This window comes from Pseudomonas sp. SD17-1 (assembly GCF_029201585.1).
Classification (GTDB): Bacteria; Pseudomonadota; Gammaproteobacteria; order Pseudomonadales; family Pseudomonadaceae; genus Aquipseudomonas; species Aquipseudomonas palmensis.
In genome coordinates, this window is the sequence record NZ_CP104044.1 from 433,083 (window position 1) to 449,002 (window position 15,920).

Below are 15,920 nucleotides of genomic sequence, written 5' to 3' on the forward strand. Positions count from 1 at the left end.
CGCCACGGACACCGGATCTGGCCCAACGCGACAGACCGTTAGTCGGGCAACACTTTGTTTATACCGATGATGCCAATGTGCTGACTTCAGATTTGTTTCAGCCAGGTCTAGAGTAAAGCCTCAAGTTCCATCCGGAATCTGGCGTCGTTACACAAGAGAAGCAGCATGGATTGCGCGCACCCTCACACTCACGACAGCGGTTCGGTTTTACTGATCGTCGATGACTACCCGGAAAACCTGATCAGCCTGCAAGCCTTGCTTGCACGTGAGGACTGGCGTGTGCTGACCGCAAGCTCCGGTACCGAAGCCCTGAGCACGCTGCTCGAGCATGAGGTGGACCTGGTGCTGCTGGATGTGCAGATGCCCGGTATGGACGGCTTCGAAGTCGCGCGCCTGATGCGCGGCAGCCAGCGCACCTGCCTGACCCCGATCATCTTCCTGACCGCCAACGAACAGTCCCAGGCGGCCGTGCTCAAGGGCTATGCCAGTGGCGCGGTGGACTATCTGTTCAAGCCATTCGACCCGCACATTCTCAAGCCCAAGGTCCAGGCCCTGCTCGACCAGCAGCGCAACCGGCGTGCCTTGCAGCGCCTGAGCCGCGACCTGGAGGCCGAGCGCGCATTCAACGCCTCGGTGCTGGATAACGCCGCCGAAGGCATCCTCGTGGTGGCCGAGGACGGTCGCATCCGCTTTGCCAACCCGGCCATCTCGCGCCTGCTCCAGGCCCCGGTGGAGCAATTGCAGGGCGCAGACCTGCTGGGCTTCGTGCAGTCGCCCGTGCCAACCCGGTGGTGTGACTCGGCGTTCTACCAGGCCTACCAGGAGCGCGATATCTACCGCCTGCACGACGCCGTGCTGCTCACCGCCTCCGGGTTGCCGCTGCCGGTGGCGTTGTCGTGCGCGGCGCTGCCCGGCGAGCAGCGGGCGATGGTGGTGACGGTGCTGGACATGTCGGTGGTGCGCAACCTGCACCAGCAGTTGGAGTTCCAGGCCGTGACCGACCCGCTGACCGGGCTGCTCAACCGCCGCGGGTTCTGCCAGGCCGCCGAAGCTGCGCTGCTGCGCAGCGAGCATTCCGACAAGGCCCAGGCCCTGATGTACATGGACCTTGACGGTTTCAAACGGATCAACGACTCGCTCGGCCATGCAGCCGGCGACCGCGTGCTGCACTGGGTGGGCGAACAGCTCAAGGAATGCCTGGGCGCCTACGCGATCCTCGGGCGTATGGGCGGCGACGAGTTCACGGCCTTGCTCGATACCCTGGAATACCCGGAGCAGGCGGCGCGCTTTGCCGAAAAGCTGATCGAGCGCATGTCCATCTGCCAGCAGATCGATGGCCTGGAGGTGACGCTTGGCGTGAGCATCGGCATCGCCACCTACTCCGACTGCGGGCCGCACCTGGACGGCCTGCTGCGTGCGGCGGACGCGGCCATGTATGCCGCCAAGCAGGCCGGCCGACAGCAGTACCGCTACTACGACCAGGAGCTCAACGGTCGTGCTCGCTCGCGCCTGATGCTCGAAGACAGTGTGCGCGACGCGATCGAGCGGCACGACTTCAGCCTGGTGTATCAGCCGCAGGTGGCGTTTGCCGATGGTCGCCTGCGCGGGTTCGAGGCGTTGTTGCGCTGGCAGCACCCCAGTGTCGGCGATGTGCCGCCGGGGTTGTTCCTGCCGTTGCTGGAGGAGGCCAGGCTGGTCTCGCGGCTGGCCAGCTGGATCTACACCCAGGGTGCGGCGCAGCGGCGCGCCTGGGAGGCTCGGTTCGAGCCGGACCTGGTGCTGAGCATCAGCCTCAGCCGCGTGCAGTTCGCCATGCCCAACCTGGTCGAGGAACTGGGGCGGGTGATCGCCAGCCATGGCCTGCGCCCGGCCCAGCTTGAGGTGGAGGTGGCGGAAACCTCGCTGGCCGCCAACCTCGACATCGCGCTGCGTCAGTTGCGCAGGCTGCGCGAGCTGGGCGTGCGAGTGGCGCTGGACGATTTCGGCGCCGGAGAGTGCTCGCTGCGCCTGCTGCGCGACCTGCCCATCGACACGCTCAAGCTCGACCGGCACCTGGTGGCGCGCCTGCCCGGTTCGGCGGCGGACGCGGCGCTGGTCCGCAGTGTCATCGGCCTGTGCCGCGACTATGGCGTGTGTGTGGTGGCCGAGGGCGTCGAGACGCGGGAGCAGGCGCAGTGGCTGCTGGCAAACGGTTGCGCCTATGCCCAGGGCTTCCTGGTGGCACGGCCCCTGACGGCGCAGCGCGCCGGTGATTTTCCGGCTTTTTTCGACTGGCGCAACGAGGCGGCCGGGGAATTGAGTACACTGACGCCTTTGCCTGCAATGCCCCGTGCCCATGACCGTACTCAAGTACCTGCAAGCCTATCCGCCTGCCCTGCAAGACCAGGTGCGCCAGATGATTGCCCAGAACCGTCTGGGTGACTACCTGCGCCAGCGCTACCCCGAGCGCCATGCGGTACAGAGCGACAAGGCGCTGTATGCCTATGCCCAGGCCCTGAAGCAGGAGCACCTGCGCAATGCGCCGAACCTGGACAAGGTGCTGTTCGACAATCGCCTTGATCTCACCCACCGTGCGCTGGGCCTGCACACCGCGGTATCGCGCGTGCAGGGCGGCAAGCTCAAGGCCAAGAAGGAAATCCGCATCGCCTCGCTGTTCAAGGACGCGGCGCCGCAGTTTCTGAAGATGATCGTGGTGCACGAACTGGCGCACCTCAAGGAGAGCGACCACAACAAGGCGTTCTACCAACTCTGCGAATACATGCAGCCGGGCTACCATCAACTGGAGTTCGACCTGCGCATCTACCTGACCTGGCGCGACCTGTCCGGCGCCCAGTGAGCGAAAGGGAATTGCCAATGGAAGTGAGCAAGACCAAGACCAGTTTCTATCGTCGCCTGTACGTGGCGTGGCTGATCGACAGCCGTACCGCCAGCAGCGTGCCGGCGCTGATGGAGGCCACCGGCATGCCGCGGCGCACGGCGCAGGACACCATCGCGGCGCTGGCCGACCTGGACATCGTGTGCGAGTTCGAGCAGCAGGAAGGCGCGCGCAACCATGCCGGGCATTACCGGATACGTGACTGGGGCGCGATCGACAAGCAGTGGATCACCCAGCATCTGCGCAGTATCCGCCAGGTGCTGGGCTACCCCTGAAGCCCCTCCGCCGGCAAGCCCGGCCCCTGCACCTACCCCTGTAGGAGCCGGCCTTGCCGGCGAAGCGTCTAGCCCCGGCGCATGCCGATGTGCGGGATGCCATCCTCCAGATACGCCTCCCCGGCCACCTCGAACCCGTGCCGCGCATAGTAGGCCTGCAGGTGCGCCTGTGCGGACAGGTACACCGGCACCCCTGGCCAGTGCTTCTCGGCCTGCGCCAGCCCCTGCACCATCAGTGCATGCCCCAGCCCCTCGCCCCGCGCCGACGGCGCAATCACCACCCGCCCGATCACCACGTCGCCGCCCTGTGACTCGGGGTCCAGCAGGCGCAGGTACGCCACCAGCTCGCCATCGCGCCAGGCCATCAGGTGGCAGGTGTCGCCCTCCAGGTCCTGGCCATCGGTTTCCAGGTACGGGCATTTCTGCTCCACCACGAACACCTCGATGCGCAGCGTCAGCAGCGCGTACAGCTGTTGCTTGCCAAGGTCGGTGTGATGCTTGCAGATCCAGTCGATGCTCATCGCGTTTCTCTCCTGTGTAATGCCCCGATCATAACCACGCCGAGCACCTCAGGGCGAAGGTCGCGAATTGCCATGGATCAAGTCGGCGCGGAATCGGCAAAAATAGAGGCAATTAGCTATCACCCGGCACTGCCCGATACCGGAATCTTTGTGTAATCTGGCCGTGCAGCCTAGCTTTGCGCCAACAGAAATCTCATGCCACTCAACAAGAACGCGGACCCGATCCGCTAAGGGATTTGAGCATGCGGCCACTGCTTCGAGCCTTGGGTTTGCTTGGATTGCTGCTCTGTGCCCAGTCGGCCCAGGCCGAAAAACTGCGGCTGGTGGCCGATGCCTGGCCCCCCTTCACCGACGCCCGCCTACCCAGGGGCGGGCTGGCCACCGCCCTTGTCACCACCGCCCTGGAGCGTGCCGGGTTTGCCAGCGAGTTCGAGCAGGCGCCGTGGGCGCGCGCGCTGCTGGGCATCGGCGAGGGCCGCTACGATGTGCTGATCAACGCCTGGCAGAGCGATGCGCGTACCCGCATCGGGGCCTTCTCCCAGGGCTACCTGAGCAACCGCGTGCGGCTGCTCAAGCGCAAGGGCGACGTGCTGCGTTTCGATACCCTGAGCGATCTCTACCCGCACGCCATCGCGGTGGTGCGCGACTATGCCTATGCGGCCGAATTCGACAATGACGGGCGTCTGCAGAAGGTGCCGGTGCGCGACTTTTCGGTGGCGGTGGGCATGCTGGCTGCCGGGCGGGTGCGCCTGACCCTGGAGGACGAATACGTGGCGCGCTACTACCTGCAGCGTGAAAGCGCGGACGTGCGCAACCGCGTGCAGTTCTTCGGCAAGCCGGTGAGCGAGAACAGCCTGCACATCCTGGTCAGCCTCAGGCATCCGCAGCATGCCCAGATCGTGGCCGGCTTCGACAAGGCCATCGCCGCCATGAAGGCCGATGGCAGCTATGCCCGGTTGCTCAAGGACTACGGCCTGTAGTCAGGCCGGGGTGTCCTTGATCAGGTGCGCGGCCAGGGTGCGCAGCGGGCCCAGCTGGCGGCAGATCAGTGCCAGCTGGGTCTGCACCAGGCGCTGGTTCTCGTCCATTTCCTCGGGCATCTGCTCAAGGCTCGCCGCCAGGGCTTCCTCGGCGTCGCTGTGGATCGCCACCGGGGTCTTGCTGGCAAGGCCAGTGGCGATTTCGTCGAGGCTGGCGGCCAGGCTGGCACCCGCGCCGTCGATCAACTGCTCGTGGGCCTCGGGTGCCAGTGCGCTGTCACGGTGTGCACCCAGCCCGGAGAGGTAGCTGAGCAGGGTGTGCGAGAGCACCAGGAAGCGAAAGCCCACGTCGGCCTCTTTGCGAAAATGCCCCGGCTCCATGAGCATGTTGGCCAGCGTGGTCGACAGCGCCGCGTCGGCGTTGTGCGCGTTGCGCCGGGCCAGGCGGTAGGCCAGGTCGTCGCTCTTGCCCTGGGCGTACTGCTGCATGATCTGGCGCAGGTAGGTGCTGTTGCAGCTCAGGGTGTTGGCCAGCACCTTGTTCAACCGACGGCCCTGCCAGTCGGGCAGGAACAGGAACACCGCCAGGATCGCGATCAGGCTGCCCACCAGGGTGTCGAACAGGCGCGGCAGGAACAGGCCGTAGCCGTCGCCGATCTGGTTGAAGCAGAACAGCACCATCAGCGTGATCGCCGCCGTGGCCAGAGTGTAGCGGGTGGTGCGGTTGACGAAGAACACCACCCCGGCGGCCACCGCGAACAGCGACTGGATGATCGCGCTGGGGAACAGGTCGAACAGTGCCCAGCCCACGGTCAGGCCGATGGCGGTGCCGATGATCCGCTGCACCAGCTTGCGCCGGGTGGCGCCATAGCTGGGCTGGCACACGAACAGCGTGGTGAGGATGATCCAGTAGCCCTGGGTGGGGTGGATCAGGTGCACCATGCCGTAGCCGATCGACAGCGCCAGCGGCAGGCGCAGGGCGTGGCGAAAGATCAGCGAGGTCGGCGTGAGGTGCTGGCGCAGCCGGCTCCACACATCCTTGAGGCTGCGCGGCGAGCGGTCGAGCAGGCTCGAGTCGCTGTTGTCGGCCAGGTTGTCGGGGTTGCTGGCATCGCCGAGCAGGCGGTCGAGGGTTGCCAGGTTCGCCGCCAGCGCCCGCAGCGAGCGCAGCAGGCCACGCCAGGCCGGGTTGCTCTGGATGCGCAGGTGCTCGAGCGAGGCGTGCAGGTCTTCCAGTGCGGCGGCAAAGCTGGTGTCGTAGACGAACGGCTGGCGCAGCTGGATCGACTCGGACAATTGCACGCACGCCTTGCCCTGCTGGCGCAGCAGGCGTTGGCAGCGAAACAGCACGTCGCTGTGGAAGAACGCCTCGGTGAGAGCGTTGTAGGGGTAGTGCGAGGAACTGGCGCGCTCGTGGATGTCCTGGGCCAGAAAGTACAGCTTCAGGTAGCGGCTCACCTTGGAGCCGGGGCGGCCATTGCCCACGCGGTGCAGGATGATTTCCTTGGCGGCGTTGAGGGCGGCCACCACCTTGCCGTTCTGCTGGGCCAGTTCCAGGCGGCGGGCCTCCACGTCCAGCTGGCGGATGGGCTCGAACAGGGTGGCCTTGAGCTTGAGGTAGCGGCCCAGTTCGCGAAACAGCCGCGCCAGGCTCTGCTGCACCGGCTGGTTGGAGAACAGCGCCTGCCACAGCACCGACAGCAATCCGTACCAGGCGGCGCCTGCCACCAGCAGCAAGGGCTCGTGCCAGAAGTCGGTGACCTGGCCGCCGCGCTGGTCCACGCCGATCATGGTGTACACCGACAGGATCAGTGTGGCCGAGGCGATGGCGCCGTAGCGCTCGCCCAGCGCGCCGAGCATGGTCAGCGCGAACGCCGCCAGCGCCAGGGCGCAGCCGAAGAGGATCGGGTAGGGGAACAGCAGCTCCACCGACAGCGCAGCGACGGTGAAGCACACCAGGGTCACGGCCAGGGCGTTGAGCCGGCCCTGCCAGCTGTCGTCGGTCTCGGCCAGGGCGCTGGCGATGATGCCCAGGAACAGCGGGATCAGCAGCCCCATCTCGTCCTGGTACCAGCACAGCGCCATGCTGCCGGTCAGCGCGATCAATACCCGGATGCTGTAGCTGAACTTGTCCAGGGCCCACAAACGACGCAGCGAGTGACGCAAGGAAGACGATGACATGATAGGGCGGCAGGCCTGCTTGGCGATGATCGAAATTGAGCCGGTCACGGTGGCAGCGAACTGTCACCGTGGTCACGTACCAGCAAAATTTGTTCCGTGATGCGCGATTCTAACGCGAAGGTTAGACGAACTGCGCGGCCGCGTAGGCCGATGCCCAGGCCCACTGGAAATTGAACCCGCCCAGGTGCCCGCTGACGTCCAGCACTTCGCCCACGAAATACAGGCCGGGGCTTTTCAGCGACTCCAGGGTCTTGGACGACACTTCGCGGGTGTCGACCCCGCCCAGGGTGACTTCGGCGGTGCGGTAGCCCTCGGTGCCGGCCGGCACCACCTGCCAGGCCGCCAGTTTGTCGGCGACCTCGGCCAGTTCGGCCGGGGTGTACTGCTTCATCGGCCGGGACACGAACCAGTGCTCGGCCAGCAGGTTGGCCATCTTCTTGGTGAAGACCTCGCCAAGCAGGGTCTTGAGTTCGCTGTTGGGGCGTTCGGCCTGTTGCTGTTGCAGCCAGGCGAGGGCGTCATGCTCGGGCAGCAGGTTGATCTCGACGCTGTCGCCGCTGTGCCAGAACGACGACACCTGCAGGATCGCCGGGCCGCTGAGGCCACGGTGGGTGAACAGCAGGTTCTCGCGAAAGCTGGTGCCGTTGCAGCTGGCCACGCAGTCCACCGAGGTGCCCGACAGCTCGGTGCACATGGCCTTGAGCTGCGGCTCGGTGATGGTGAAGGGCACCAGCCCGGCGCGGGTCGGCAGCAGGGTGTGGCCGAACTGGCGGGCCACCTGGTAGCCGAAACCGGTGGCACCCAAAGTCGGGATCGACAGGCCGCCGGTGGCGATCACCAGCGACTGGCATTGCAGCGTGCCCATGCTGGTTTCGAGCAGGTAGCCATGCTCGAGCTTTTCGATCTGCTCGATGCGCGTGTCCATGCGCAGCTCGGCGCCAGCGCTCTGGAGCTCGCTGAGCAGCATGTCGAGGATGTCGCTGGACTTGTTGTCGCAGAACAGCTGGCCGAGTTTTTTCTCGTGATAGGGCACGGCGTGCTTGCCGACCATCTCGATGAAGTCCCACTGGGTGTAGCGGGCCAGGGCCGACTTGCAGAAGTGCGGGTTGTGCGAGAGGAAGTTGGCCGGCTCGGTGTACAGGTTGGTGAAGTTGCAGCGCCCGCCACCGGACATCAGGATCTTCTTGCCGGGCTTGTTGGCATGGTCCAGCAGCAGCACCTGGCGGCCGCGGTTGGCGGCGTGGATGGCGCACATCAGGCCGGCGGCGCCAGCGCCGATGATGATCACTTCGGTGGAACGCACTGCAAAATCCTCAAGAATGGTGGTGACGCATTCGCCGGCAAGGCCGGCTCCTACACAACCCCGTAGGAGCCGGCGTTGCCGGCGAAGGGGCCCTGAAGGGCGACGAAGACCTCAGACGATGCGAACCCGCAGCGAGCGCCCCTTGATCTTGCCGCTGTTGAGCCGCTGCAGCGCCTGCTTGGCCACGCCGCGTTCCACCGCCACGAAGGCCTGGAAATCGAAGATCGCGATCTTGCCCACCTGGGTGCCCGGGATGCCGGCATCACCGGTCAGCGCACCCAGGATGTCGCCCGGCCGCAGCTTGTCCTTGCGCCCGGCACCGATGCACAGCGTGCTCATGGTCGGCACCAGCGGGCCGCCGGCCTGGGGTTTGAGGCTGTCGATCTGCTCCCAGCGCAGGGGCGCCTTCTGCAGCTGCTCGATGGCCTGGGCGCGGTGCGCTTCGGACGGGGCCACCAGGCTCGCCGCCAGGCCCTTCTCGCCGGCACGCCCGGTGCGGCCCACGCGGTGCACGTGAATTTCCGAGTCCCGCGCCAGCTCCACGTTGATGACCATGTCCAGCGCGTCGATATCCAGCCCGCGCGCGGCCACGTCGGTGGCCACCAGCACCGAGGTGCTGCGGTTGGCGAACAGGGTCAGCACCTGGTCACGGTCGCGCTGCTCCAGGTCGCCATGCAGCGACTCGGCGGCGATGCCCTTGGCCTTGAGGTGATCGACCACTTCCTGGCACTGCTGCTTGGTGAAGCAGAACGCCACGCACGACTGCGGACGAAAGTGCGCCAGCAGGGTAGTCACCGCGTCCATGCGCTGCTCGGGCGAGATCTCGTAGAAGCGCTGCTCGATCTGCGTGTCGGCATGCAGCGACTCGGCCTTGACCTGCTGCGGGTTGCGCATGAATGCGGCCGACAGCTGCTTGATGCCGGCCGGGTAGGTGGCCGAGAACAGCAGGGTCTGGCGACGCTCCGGGGTTTGCCCGAGGATGTCGGCGATGGCGTCGTAGAAGCCCATGTCGAGCATGCGGTCGGCTTCGTCGAGCACCAGGGTGTTGAGCCCGTCGAGCACCAGGGTGCCCTTGCGCAGGTGCTGCTGCACGCGGCCCGGGGTGCCCACGATGATGTGCGCGCCGTGCTCCAGCGAGGCGATCTGCGGGCCCAGGGACACGCCGCCGCACAGGGTCAGGATCTTGATGTTGTCTTCGGAGCGGGCCAGACGGCGCAGCTCCTTGGCTACCTGGTCGGCCAGCTCGCGGGTGGGGCACAGCACCAGGGCCTGGCAGCCGAAGTAGCGCGGGTTGATCGGGTTGAGCAGGCCGATGCCGAACGCGGCGGTCTTGCCGCTGCCGGTCTTGGCCTGGGCGATCAGGTCCATGCCCTTGAGGATCACCGGCAGGCTCTGGGCCTGGATCGGGGTCATCTGGGCGTAGCCGAGGGCGTCCAGGTTGGCCAGCATGGCGGCGGACAGCGGCAAGGTGGCGAATTCGGTGGCAATGGTGGTCACGAGGCGGGCCTGCAAAACAAAATGTCGCGCAGTGTACCAGCCTCGTGGCCATTAGCCCTAAGCCTCGATCTCCGGTTCCGGACGACGGGCACGCCTTCCGTCCGCCCTGGACAGCTGCATGAAGATCGCCGCCGCCAGCATCGACATCAGGCCGATGGTCAGGAAGGTCAGCTGGAACGCGCCCAGCGTGGTCTCCACCCCATCGCCGCTGCCGGCGCCGGTAAAGCCGCCCAGCAGTGCGCCGGCGCAGGCCACACCCAGGCTCAGCGAGAGCTGCGCCACCACCGACAGCAGGCTGTTGCCGCTGCTGGCGCTGGCGTCGTCCAGGTCGATCAGGGTCACGGTGTTCATCGCCGTGAACTGCAGCGAGTTCACCGCCCCCAGCAGCCCCAGTTGCACCAGCAGCAGGGCATACGGGGTGTGTTCGTTGACCAGCCCCAGGCTGCACAGCAACACGCCCAGCAGCAGGGTGTTGCCGGTGAGGATGGTGCGGTAGCCCAGGCGCTCGATCAGCGGCCGGGCGATGGACTTGGCGACCATCGCCGAGGCGGCCAGCGGGATCATGCTCATGCCGGCCTGGGACGGCGAATAGCCCAGCGCCACCTGCAGCAGCAACGGCACCAGAAACGGCAGTGCGCCGCTGCCCAGGCGGGCGAACAGGTTGCCGAGGATGCCCACCGAGAAGGTACGGGTGCGAAACAGCCGGGGCGAGAACAGCGGGTTGTCGATGCTGCCGGCGCGCAGCCAGTAGGCGGCCAGGCACGCCATGCCGGCGAACAGCAGCAGCATCACGCGCAGGTGCGGCAGGTGCAGCTCGCCCAGGCCCTCCATGGCGATGGTGATCAGCACCATCGCGGCGCCGAACAGCACAAAGCCCACGCCGTCGAAGCGTGTGCGCTCGGAGCCGCGCAGGTCGGGGATGAACTTCCACACCGCGTAGCAGCCCAGCGCGCCGACCGGCAGGTTGAGCAGGAAGATCCAGTGCCAGCTCAGGTACTCCACCAGCCAGCCGCCCATGGTCGGGCCCAGCAGCGGGCCGAGCAGGCCGGGGATGGTGATGAAGCTCATGATGCGCACCAGTTCGGTGCGCGGGTAGGCGCGCAGCACCACCAGGCGCCCCACCGGCAGCATCAGCGCGCCGCCCAGGCCCTGGATCACGCGGGCGCCGACCAGCATGCCGAGGCTGTTGGACAGTGCACACAGCAGCGAGCCGATGCTGAACAGCAGGATCGCGCTGAAGAAGATGCGCTTGGTGCCGAAGCGGTCGGCGATCCAGCCCGAGGCCGGGATCAGCAGGGCCACGGTGAGCATGTAGGCGATGATCACCGACTGCATGCGCAGCGGGTTTTCCGCCAGGTCGCGGGCCATGGCCGGCAGCGCGGTGTTGAGGATGGTGCCGTCCAGCGACTGCATGAAGAAGGCGATGGCCACCACCCAGGGAATCCAGCGGGCGGTGACGGGGTCCAGCGGGGTGCGGTTGGGCATGCTCTATGTCCTTGAGGGCCCCTTCGCGGGCAAGTCGAAGCGTCGAACCGCAGCTCCCACAGGGGCGGTGATCCCTGTGGGAGCGGGCTTGACCCGCGATGGAGGCATCACAATGTCAGCGTCAGGCGTTTGACCAGCGCCCCCGGCAGATGGCTCGAACTGGTCTGGCGCTGTCCGTAGGTGCTGGTCGACAGGATCAGCTCGCGCTCGGCCGTGAGCGCCTCCAGCTGCGAGCCGAGCAGGCTGTACACGCTGTCGTCGAAGCGCATGGTGCTGACCGGCGCCTGGATCTGACCGTCCTCGACCCAGAATGTCGCAAAGCGCGTCAGCCCGGTCATGCGCGCCGCCGGCAGGTCGGAGTAGTTCAGGTACCACAGGTTGCTGATGTACAGCCCCGTACCCAGCCTGGCGAGCACCTCATCCAGCGCCAGCTCGCCGGCGGCCAGGCTCAAGGCGCTCGGCCACTCGTGGGCCTCGGCGCCATTGGCGACCTGCTCGAACTCGGCGGCGCTGCGCGCGTTGGTCAGCTGTTCGCGCGCCTGCCCTGCGTCCACCAGCTGCACGTCGCTGCGTGGGTAGCCTTCGCCGGAGAACGCCGGGCTCAGCGAGCCGCTGACCTGTTCGGTGATGTTCACCAGCGGGCTCAATGCCGCATCGCCGGCATACAGGCGTTGCAGCGGGCTGTCCTTGCTGGCGATGGCCTGCGCCGAAAAACCGCCCCAGCACAGCATGCCCATGATCTCGTCCATCGCTGCCGGTGCCAGGTAGGCGCGGTACTGGCCGGGGGCGAGGGTCTTGAGTGGACGACCCAGGTACTCCAGCTGCTCGCGGGCCTGGGCCAGGCGCCGGGCGAACGCGGCATTGTCCCACACCTGCCCGGCGTAGTTGGCCTTCACCGCCTGGCCGTTGGCGTGGAACAGGCTGAAGTCGAAATTGAAGCTGTTGGCCTGATGCCAGCCAGAGGCGCCGAACGAACTGGCAAAGCCGCGACTGATCGGCCCGGCGGCATAGATGCCCACCAGGTCCAGCGCGCCGGCGCCGTGTTCGATCTGCTCGAGCACCCGTGCGGTATCCGGCAGCGGGCCGTCCTGTACCTGATGGCTGTGCCAGGCACTGTCGTTGAGCAACAGGTACGGGTCGGCAGGGATCAGCGGCAGGATCTGGCGCAGCTCGGTCAGTGCCTGGTGCAGGCGCTCGCGGTCCAGCGCCGGCTCGCCGCTGAGGGTCAGGTGCAGGTCGGCCTGGCGACCGTCGGCAATCAGCTTCAGGCTCGCACCGGCCTGTTGCACGTCGCCGGCCTGGCGCACCCTGGCATGGTTGAATCGGATGAATTGCGACTGCTCGGCGCTGTAGCTCAGGGTGAACTGTTCGGGGGCGCGCACGTTGTCGCGCAGCCATGCGACCAGGTCCTGGAAGTTGTGCAAAGGGCTGGCGGCCATCAGGCGTCTCCTCCGAATACGTCGATCTGGCTGAACACGCAGGCCGGCGAGGCATGGCCCACGCGCACCACCTGGTTGGGTTCGCCCTTGCCGCAGTTGGGCGTGCCGAGCACCTGGAAGGTACTGGCGTCGCCTACGGCGCTGAGGTTGCGCCAGAAACCGGCGGAAATACCGCGGTAGTTGGGGTTCTTGACCACGCCCTTGAGTTCGCCGTGCTCGATCAACTGGCCCCATTCGCAGCCGAACTGGAACTTGTTGCGCGCATCGTCGATGGACCACGAGCGGTTGGTGCGCATCAGGATGCCGTGCTCGATGCCGCCGATCAGTTGCGCCAGGGACTTGTCGCCCGGCTCGATGTTGAGGTTGGCCATGCGGTCGATCGGTGCGCGGTTCCAGCCGCAGGCGCGGCTGTTGGCCACGCCATCCAGGCCCGAGCGGAACTGCGACAGCGCACCGCCCAGCGGGCGCACCAGTACACCCTCGCGAATCAGGAACTGCTTGTGGGCCGGGGTGCCGTCGTCATCGTGCGCGTAGCTGGCCAGCTCTTCGGGGATGGCCGGGTCGAAGGTCACGTTGAGCAGTGCCGAGCCGTACTGCAGGTGGCCGAAGTCCTGGGCCTTGATGAAGCTGGTGCCGGCGTAGTTGCGCTCGTCGCCCAGGATGCGGTCCATCTCCAGCGGGTGGCCGATGGACTCGTGGATCTGCAGCATCATCTGGTCGGGCATCAGCAGCAGGTCGCGTACCCCGCTCGGGGTGTTGGGCGCCAGCAGCAGTTGCAGGGCCTGGTCGGCCACCTGGGCACCGGCACCGAGCAGGCCGCAGCGCTCGATCACATCCACGCCGCCCTGCTGGCCGAAGTTCTCGCGGCCCAGGCTGCGGCTCTGGCTGTCGCTGCCGTCGAAGGCGGTGACGCTCATGCCGGGGAACACGAAGCGTTGCGCCTGGCGCAGTTCGGCGCCGGCACTGTTGAGGTAGATCTGCTCGACCGTGCTCAGGCCCAGGCTGGCCTGCCAGTTCACCAGGCGCGAATCGCCCGGCACGCTGGCCGATTCGCGGGCCAGCAGTTCATAGCAGTCGGCCAGGGCCGGGAAGGTGCTGTTGAGGTTGGGCGAGCAGTAGTCGGCGCGGGCGCTGGACACCGGTTGCTCGCGCAGGTCGAGCAGGGCGTGGCGCGCGATCTGGCGGGCCAGCGCCTCGGCCTGGTCGAGGGCGCGTTGCAGGCCGGCCTGGGACAGGTCGGCGGTGGCCGCGTAGGCCTCCACGCCGTTGACGCGCACGGTGAGCATCGCGCCCTGGTCGCGGGTCAGGCTGGGTGGTTCGGCGATGTTCTTGCGCACCGACAGGTGCTGGTGGGCTTCCTGCACATAGCGCAGGGAGAAAAACTCGGCGCCGCTGTTCAGGCCAGCGAAACGCTGGCGCAGCGGCGCGGTGAAATCGAACATGCGCGAACCTCCGGGTGACGGTGGTTCCCCCTCAGAACCACTCCTCGTGCATGCCCGGGCAGGTGTCGTCGCGGGCCTCGAGCAATGCGAGGTCATTATGGCAGGCCGGTACTTCCCAGGTGAGGAAAAACCGTGCGGCCTGCAACTTGCCCCGATAGAACCCGGTATCGGCCGGGTTGCCGCGGGCCAGGCCCTGTTCGGCGCGAAGCGCCTGCTCCAGCCAGCGCCAGCCGATCACGCAGTGACCGAAGGCCTTGAGGTACAGCGCCGAGTTGGCCAGGGCGCTGTTGACCTGGCCTGTGGACAACTCGCCAAGCAGGCCCAGGGTCACGTGCTGCAGGCGGCTGAGCAGTTGTTCCAGCGGTTCGCGCAACGGGTCCAGGCGGGTGTAGGCCTGGGCCTGGGCGCAAGTGCCGGCGATCAGGCGTACCAGTTGCTTGAGGCCGGCGCCACCGTGCTGGGCCAGCTTGCGCCCGAGCAGGTCGAGTGACTGGATGCCGTGGGTGCCTTCGTGGATCGGGTTCAGGCGGTTGTCGCGGTAGTACTGCTCTACCGGGTAATCGCGGGTGTAGCCGTGGCCACCGAGGATCTGGATCGCCAGCTCATTGGCCTTGAGGCAGAATTCGGACGGCCACGACTTGACGATCGGGGTCAGCAGGTCGAGCAGTTGCTGGGCCTGCTGGCGCTCGTCTTCGGTGGCGGCGGTATGGCTGTCGTCGAACAGCCGGGCGGCGTACAGGCCCAGGTCGAAGGCACCTTCGACGTAGGCCTTCTGGGTCAGCAGCATGCGTTTCACATCGCTGTGCTGGATGATCGGCACGGCGGCGGTGGAGGGGTTCTTGTTGTCGGGCAGGCGGCCTTGCGGGCGCTGGCGGGCGTAGTCCAGCGAGTACAGGTAGCCGGCGTAGCCGAGCATCACCGCGCCCATGCCCACGCCGATGCGCGCCTCGTTCATCATCTGGAACATGCAGGCCAGGCCCTGGTGCGGCTGGCCGATCAGGTAGCCGACGCACTGGCCGTTGTCGCCGAAGTTGAGTGCGGTGGAGGTGGTGCCGCGCCAGCCCATCTTGTGGAACAGGCCGGCCAGCACCACATCGTTGCGCTGGCCCAGGCTGGCGTCCGGGTTGACCAGGAACTTGGGCACGATGAACAGCGAAATGCCCTTTACCCCGGGTGGTGCGTCGGGGAGTTTGGCCAGCACCAGGTGCACGATGTTCTCGGACAGCGTGTGATCGCCCCCGGAGATGAAGATCTTGTTGCCCTTGAGGCGGAAGCTGCCGTCGGCTGCGGGTTCGGCGCGGGTGCGGATATCGGCCAGCGAGCTGCCGGCGTGGGGTTCGGTGAGGGCCATGGTGCCGAAGAAGCGGCCCTCGATCATCGGTTGCAGGAACAGGCGCTTTTGCTCGTCGGTGCCGAAGTTCTCGATCAGGTTGGCGGCGCCCATGGTCAGGAACGGGTAGGCGGTGGTGCCGGCGTTGGCGGCCTGAAAGTGGGCGAAGCAGGCTTGCGAGAGCAGGGTGGGCAACTGCATGCCGCCGGCCTCGAAGTCGCGGTTGGCGTTGAGAAATCCGGCGTCGAGGAAGGCGTCGACGGCAGGTTTGACCTCGGGGATCAGGATGGCCTGGCCGTTCTCGAAGCGTGGCTCGTGCTCGTCGCCCTTGCGGTTGTGCGGGGCGAAGTATTTTTCGGCCAGGGTGCGAGCGGTGTGCAGCGCGGCGTCGAAGGTTTCGCGGCTGTGCTCGGCGAAGCGTGGGCGTTGGGTGAGGGCCTCGGCGTCGAGCACTTCGTAGAGTTCGAAAGCCAGGTTGCGGGCGCTGAGCAGGGTGTCGGACATGGCGGCCATACCTTGGTGGGGATGGGGCCGAGTCTAGGCATGCGGGCGGGAGGTGGACAGGTTAATAGGTGGGGGTGATGAGGGGTCA

The 15,920-nt window shown here is 66.8% G+C and carries 12 protein-coding genes; 4 read left to right on the forward strand and 8 right to left on the reverse strand.

The annotated features are described in order from the left end of the window. Nucleotides 1-165: 165 nt before the first annotated feature. Genes N0B28_RS02015 through N0B28_RS02025 form a run of 3 tightly spaced genes read left to right on the forward strand, consistent with a single transcriptional unit; the run spans nucleotide 166 to nucleotide 3,150 of the window. Nucleotides 166-2,421, forward strand: coding sequence for an EAL domain-containing response regulator (locus N0B28_RS02015; protein WP_080922918.1), 2,256 nt, complete (start codon nucleotides 166-168; stop codon nucleotides 2,419-2,421). After that, nucleotides 2,336-2,836, forward strand: coding sequence for a M48 family metallopeptidase (locus tag N0B28_RS02020; RefSeq protein ID WP_043863594.1), 501 nt, complete (start codon nucleotides 2,336-2,338; stop codon nucleotides 2,834-2,836). Before N0B28_RS02015 ends, N0B28_RS02020 begins: the two co-directional genes overlap by 86 nt. Nucleotides 2,837-2,853: 17 nt before the next feature. Further along, a complete protein-coding gene (locus N0B28_RS02025; protein WP_043863593.1) occupies nucleotides 2,854-3,150 on the forward strand; it encodes a winged helix-turn-helix domain-containing protein in 297 nt (98 codons plus the stop codon). A 68-nt stretch (nucleotides 3,151-3,218) separates the two neighbouring features. Here the strand turns inward: N0B28_RS02025 and N0B28_RS02030 are convergent, their stop codons facing one another. Then, the gene (locus tag N0B28_RS02030; protein ID WP_054915757.1) at nucleotides 3,219-3,671 is read right to left on the reverse strand and encodes a GNAT family N-acetyltransferase; all 453 of its coding nucleotides are present in this window, start codon (nucleotides 3,669-3,671) and stop codon (nucleotides 3,219-3,221) included. A 242-nt stretch (nucleotides 3,672-3,913) separates the two neighbouring features. On the opposite strand from N0B28_RS02030, the gene N0B28_RS02035 reads away from it, so the two are divergent. Next, entirely contained in the window at nucleotides 3,914-4,651 is a 738-nt protein-coding gene (locus tag N0B28_RS02035; RefSeq protein ID WP_058541622.1) for a transporter substrate-binding domain-containing protein, read from the forward strand. On the opposite strand, the gene yccS is transcribed toward N0B28_RS02035, so the two are convergent. The 7 genes from yccS to N0B28_RS02070 form a co-directional block, all read right to left on the reverse strand. Beyond that, on the reverse strand, nucleotides 4,652-6,832 hold the full coding sequence (gene yccS / locus N0B28_RS02040; RefSeq protein WP_043863622.1) for a YccS family putative transporter: 2,181 nt from the start codon (nucleotides 6,830-6,832) through the stop codon (nucleotides 4,652-4,654). 121 nt (nucleotides 6,833-6,953) lie between these two features. After that, complete coding sequence (locus tag N0B28_RS02045; RefSeq protein WP_043863590.1) at nucleotides 6,954-8,135, reverse strand: NAD(P)/FAD-dependent oxidoreductase; 1,182 nt, start codon at nucleotides 8,133-8,135, stop codon at nucleotides 6,954-6,956. A 111-nt stretch (nucleotides 8,136-8,246) separates the two neighbouring features. Further along, nucleotides 8,247-9,584 (reverse strand): ATP-dependent RNA helicase DbpA, encoded by a 1,338-nt coding sequence (dbpA, locus tag N0B28_RS02050; protein ID WP_229589801.1) that lies wholly within the window; start codon nucleotides 9,582-9,584, stop codon nucleotides 8,247-8,249. A gap of 105 nt (nucleotides 9,585-9,689) precedes the next feature. Then, complete coding sequence (gene mdtD, locus N0B28_RS02055; RefSeq protein ID WP_043863589.1) at nucleotides 9,690-11,117, reverse strand: multidrug transporter subunit MdtD; 1,428 nt, start codon at nucleotides 11,115-11,117, stop codon at nucleotides 9,690-9,692. Between the two features lie 107 nt (nucleotides 11,118-11,224). Continuing rightward, nucleotides 11,225-12,556 (reverse strand): TldD/PmbA family protein, encoded by a 1,332-nt coding sequence (locus N0B28_RS02060; protein WP_275730076.1) that lies wholly within the window; start codon nucleotides 12,554-12,556, stop codon nucleotides 11,225-11,227. Next, nucleotides 12,556-13,998 carry a TldD/PmbA family protein gene (locus tag N0B28_RS02065; RefSeq protein ID WP_196933008.1) on the reverse strand — a complete coding sequence of 481 codons (1,443 nt, stop codon included), beginning with the start codon at nucleotides 13,996-13,998 and terminating at the stop codon, nucleotides 12,556-12,558. The genes N0B28_RS02060 and N0B28_RS02065 overlap by 1 nt, the downstream gene beginning before the upstream one ends. Nucleotides 13,999-14,029: 31 nt before the next feature. Continuing rightward, nucleotides 14,030-15,832, reverse strand: a complete 1,803-nt coding sequence (locus tag N0B28_RS02070) for an acyl-CoA dehydrogenase (protein ID WP_229589727.1) — start codon at nucleotides 15,830-15,832, stop codon at nucleotides 14,030-14,032. Between the last annotated feature and the right edge of the window lie 88 nt (nucleotides 15,833-15,920).

Bases quoted from the DNA above. Each gene is read 5' to 3' on its own strand.
- N0B28_RS02065 (WP_196933008.1), bottom strand. From the start codon at position 13,998: ATGTTCGATTTCACCGCGCCGCTGCGCCAGCGTTTCGCTGGCCTGAAC.
- N0B28_RS02015 (WP_080922918.1), top strand. From the start codon at position 166: ATGGATTGCGCGCACCCTCACACTCACGACAGCGGTTCGGTTTTACTG.
- N0B28_RS02035 (WP_058541622.1), top strand. From the start codon at position 3,914: ATGCGGCCACTGCTTCGAGCCTTGGGTTTGCTTGGATTGCTGCTCTGT.
- N0B28_RS02030 (WP_054915757.1), bottom strand. From the start codon at position 3,671: ATGAGCATCGACTGGATCTGCAAGCATCACACCGACCTTGGCAAGCAA.
- yccS (WP_043863622.1), bottom strand. From the start codon at position 6,832: ATGTCATCGTCTTCCTTGCGTCACTCGCTGCGTCGTTTGTGGGCCCTG.
- N0B28_RS02025 (WP_043863593.1), top strand. From the start codon at position 2,854: ATGGAAGTGAGCAAGACCAAGACCAGTTTCTATCGTCGCCTGTACGTG.
- N0B28_RS02020 (WP_043863594.1), top strand. From the start codon at position 2,336: ATGACCGTACTCAAGTACCTGCAAGCCTATCCGCCTGCCCTGCAAGAC.
- N0B28_RS02070 (WP_229589727.1), bottom strand. From the start codon at position 15,832: ATGTCCGACACCCTGCTCAGCGCCCGCAACCTGGCTTTCGAACTCTAC.
- mdtD (WP_043863589.1), bottom strand. From the start codon at position 11,117: ATGCCCAACCGCACCCCGCTGGACCCCGTCACCGCCCGCTGGATTCCC.
- N0B28_RS02060 (WP_275730076.1), bottom strand. From the start codon at position 12,556: ATGGCCGCCAGCCCTTTGCACAACTTCCAGGACCTGGTCGCATGGCTG.
- dbpA (WP_229589801.1), bottom strand. From the start codon at position 9,584: ATGCTGGCCAACCTGGACGCCCTCGGCTACGCCCAGATGACCCCGATC.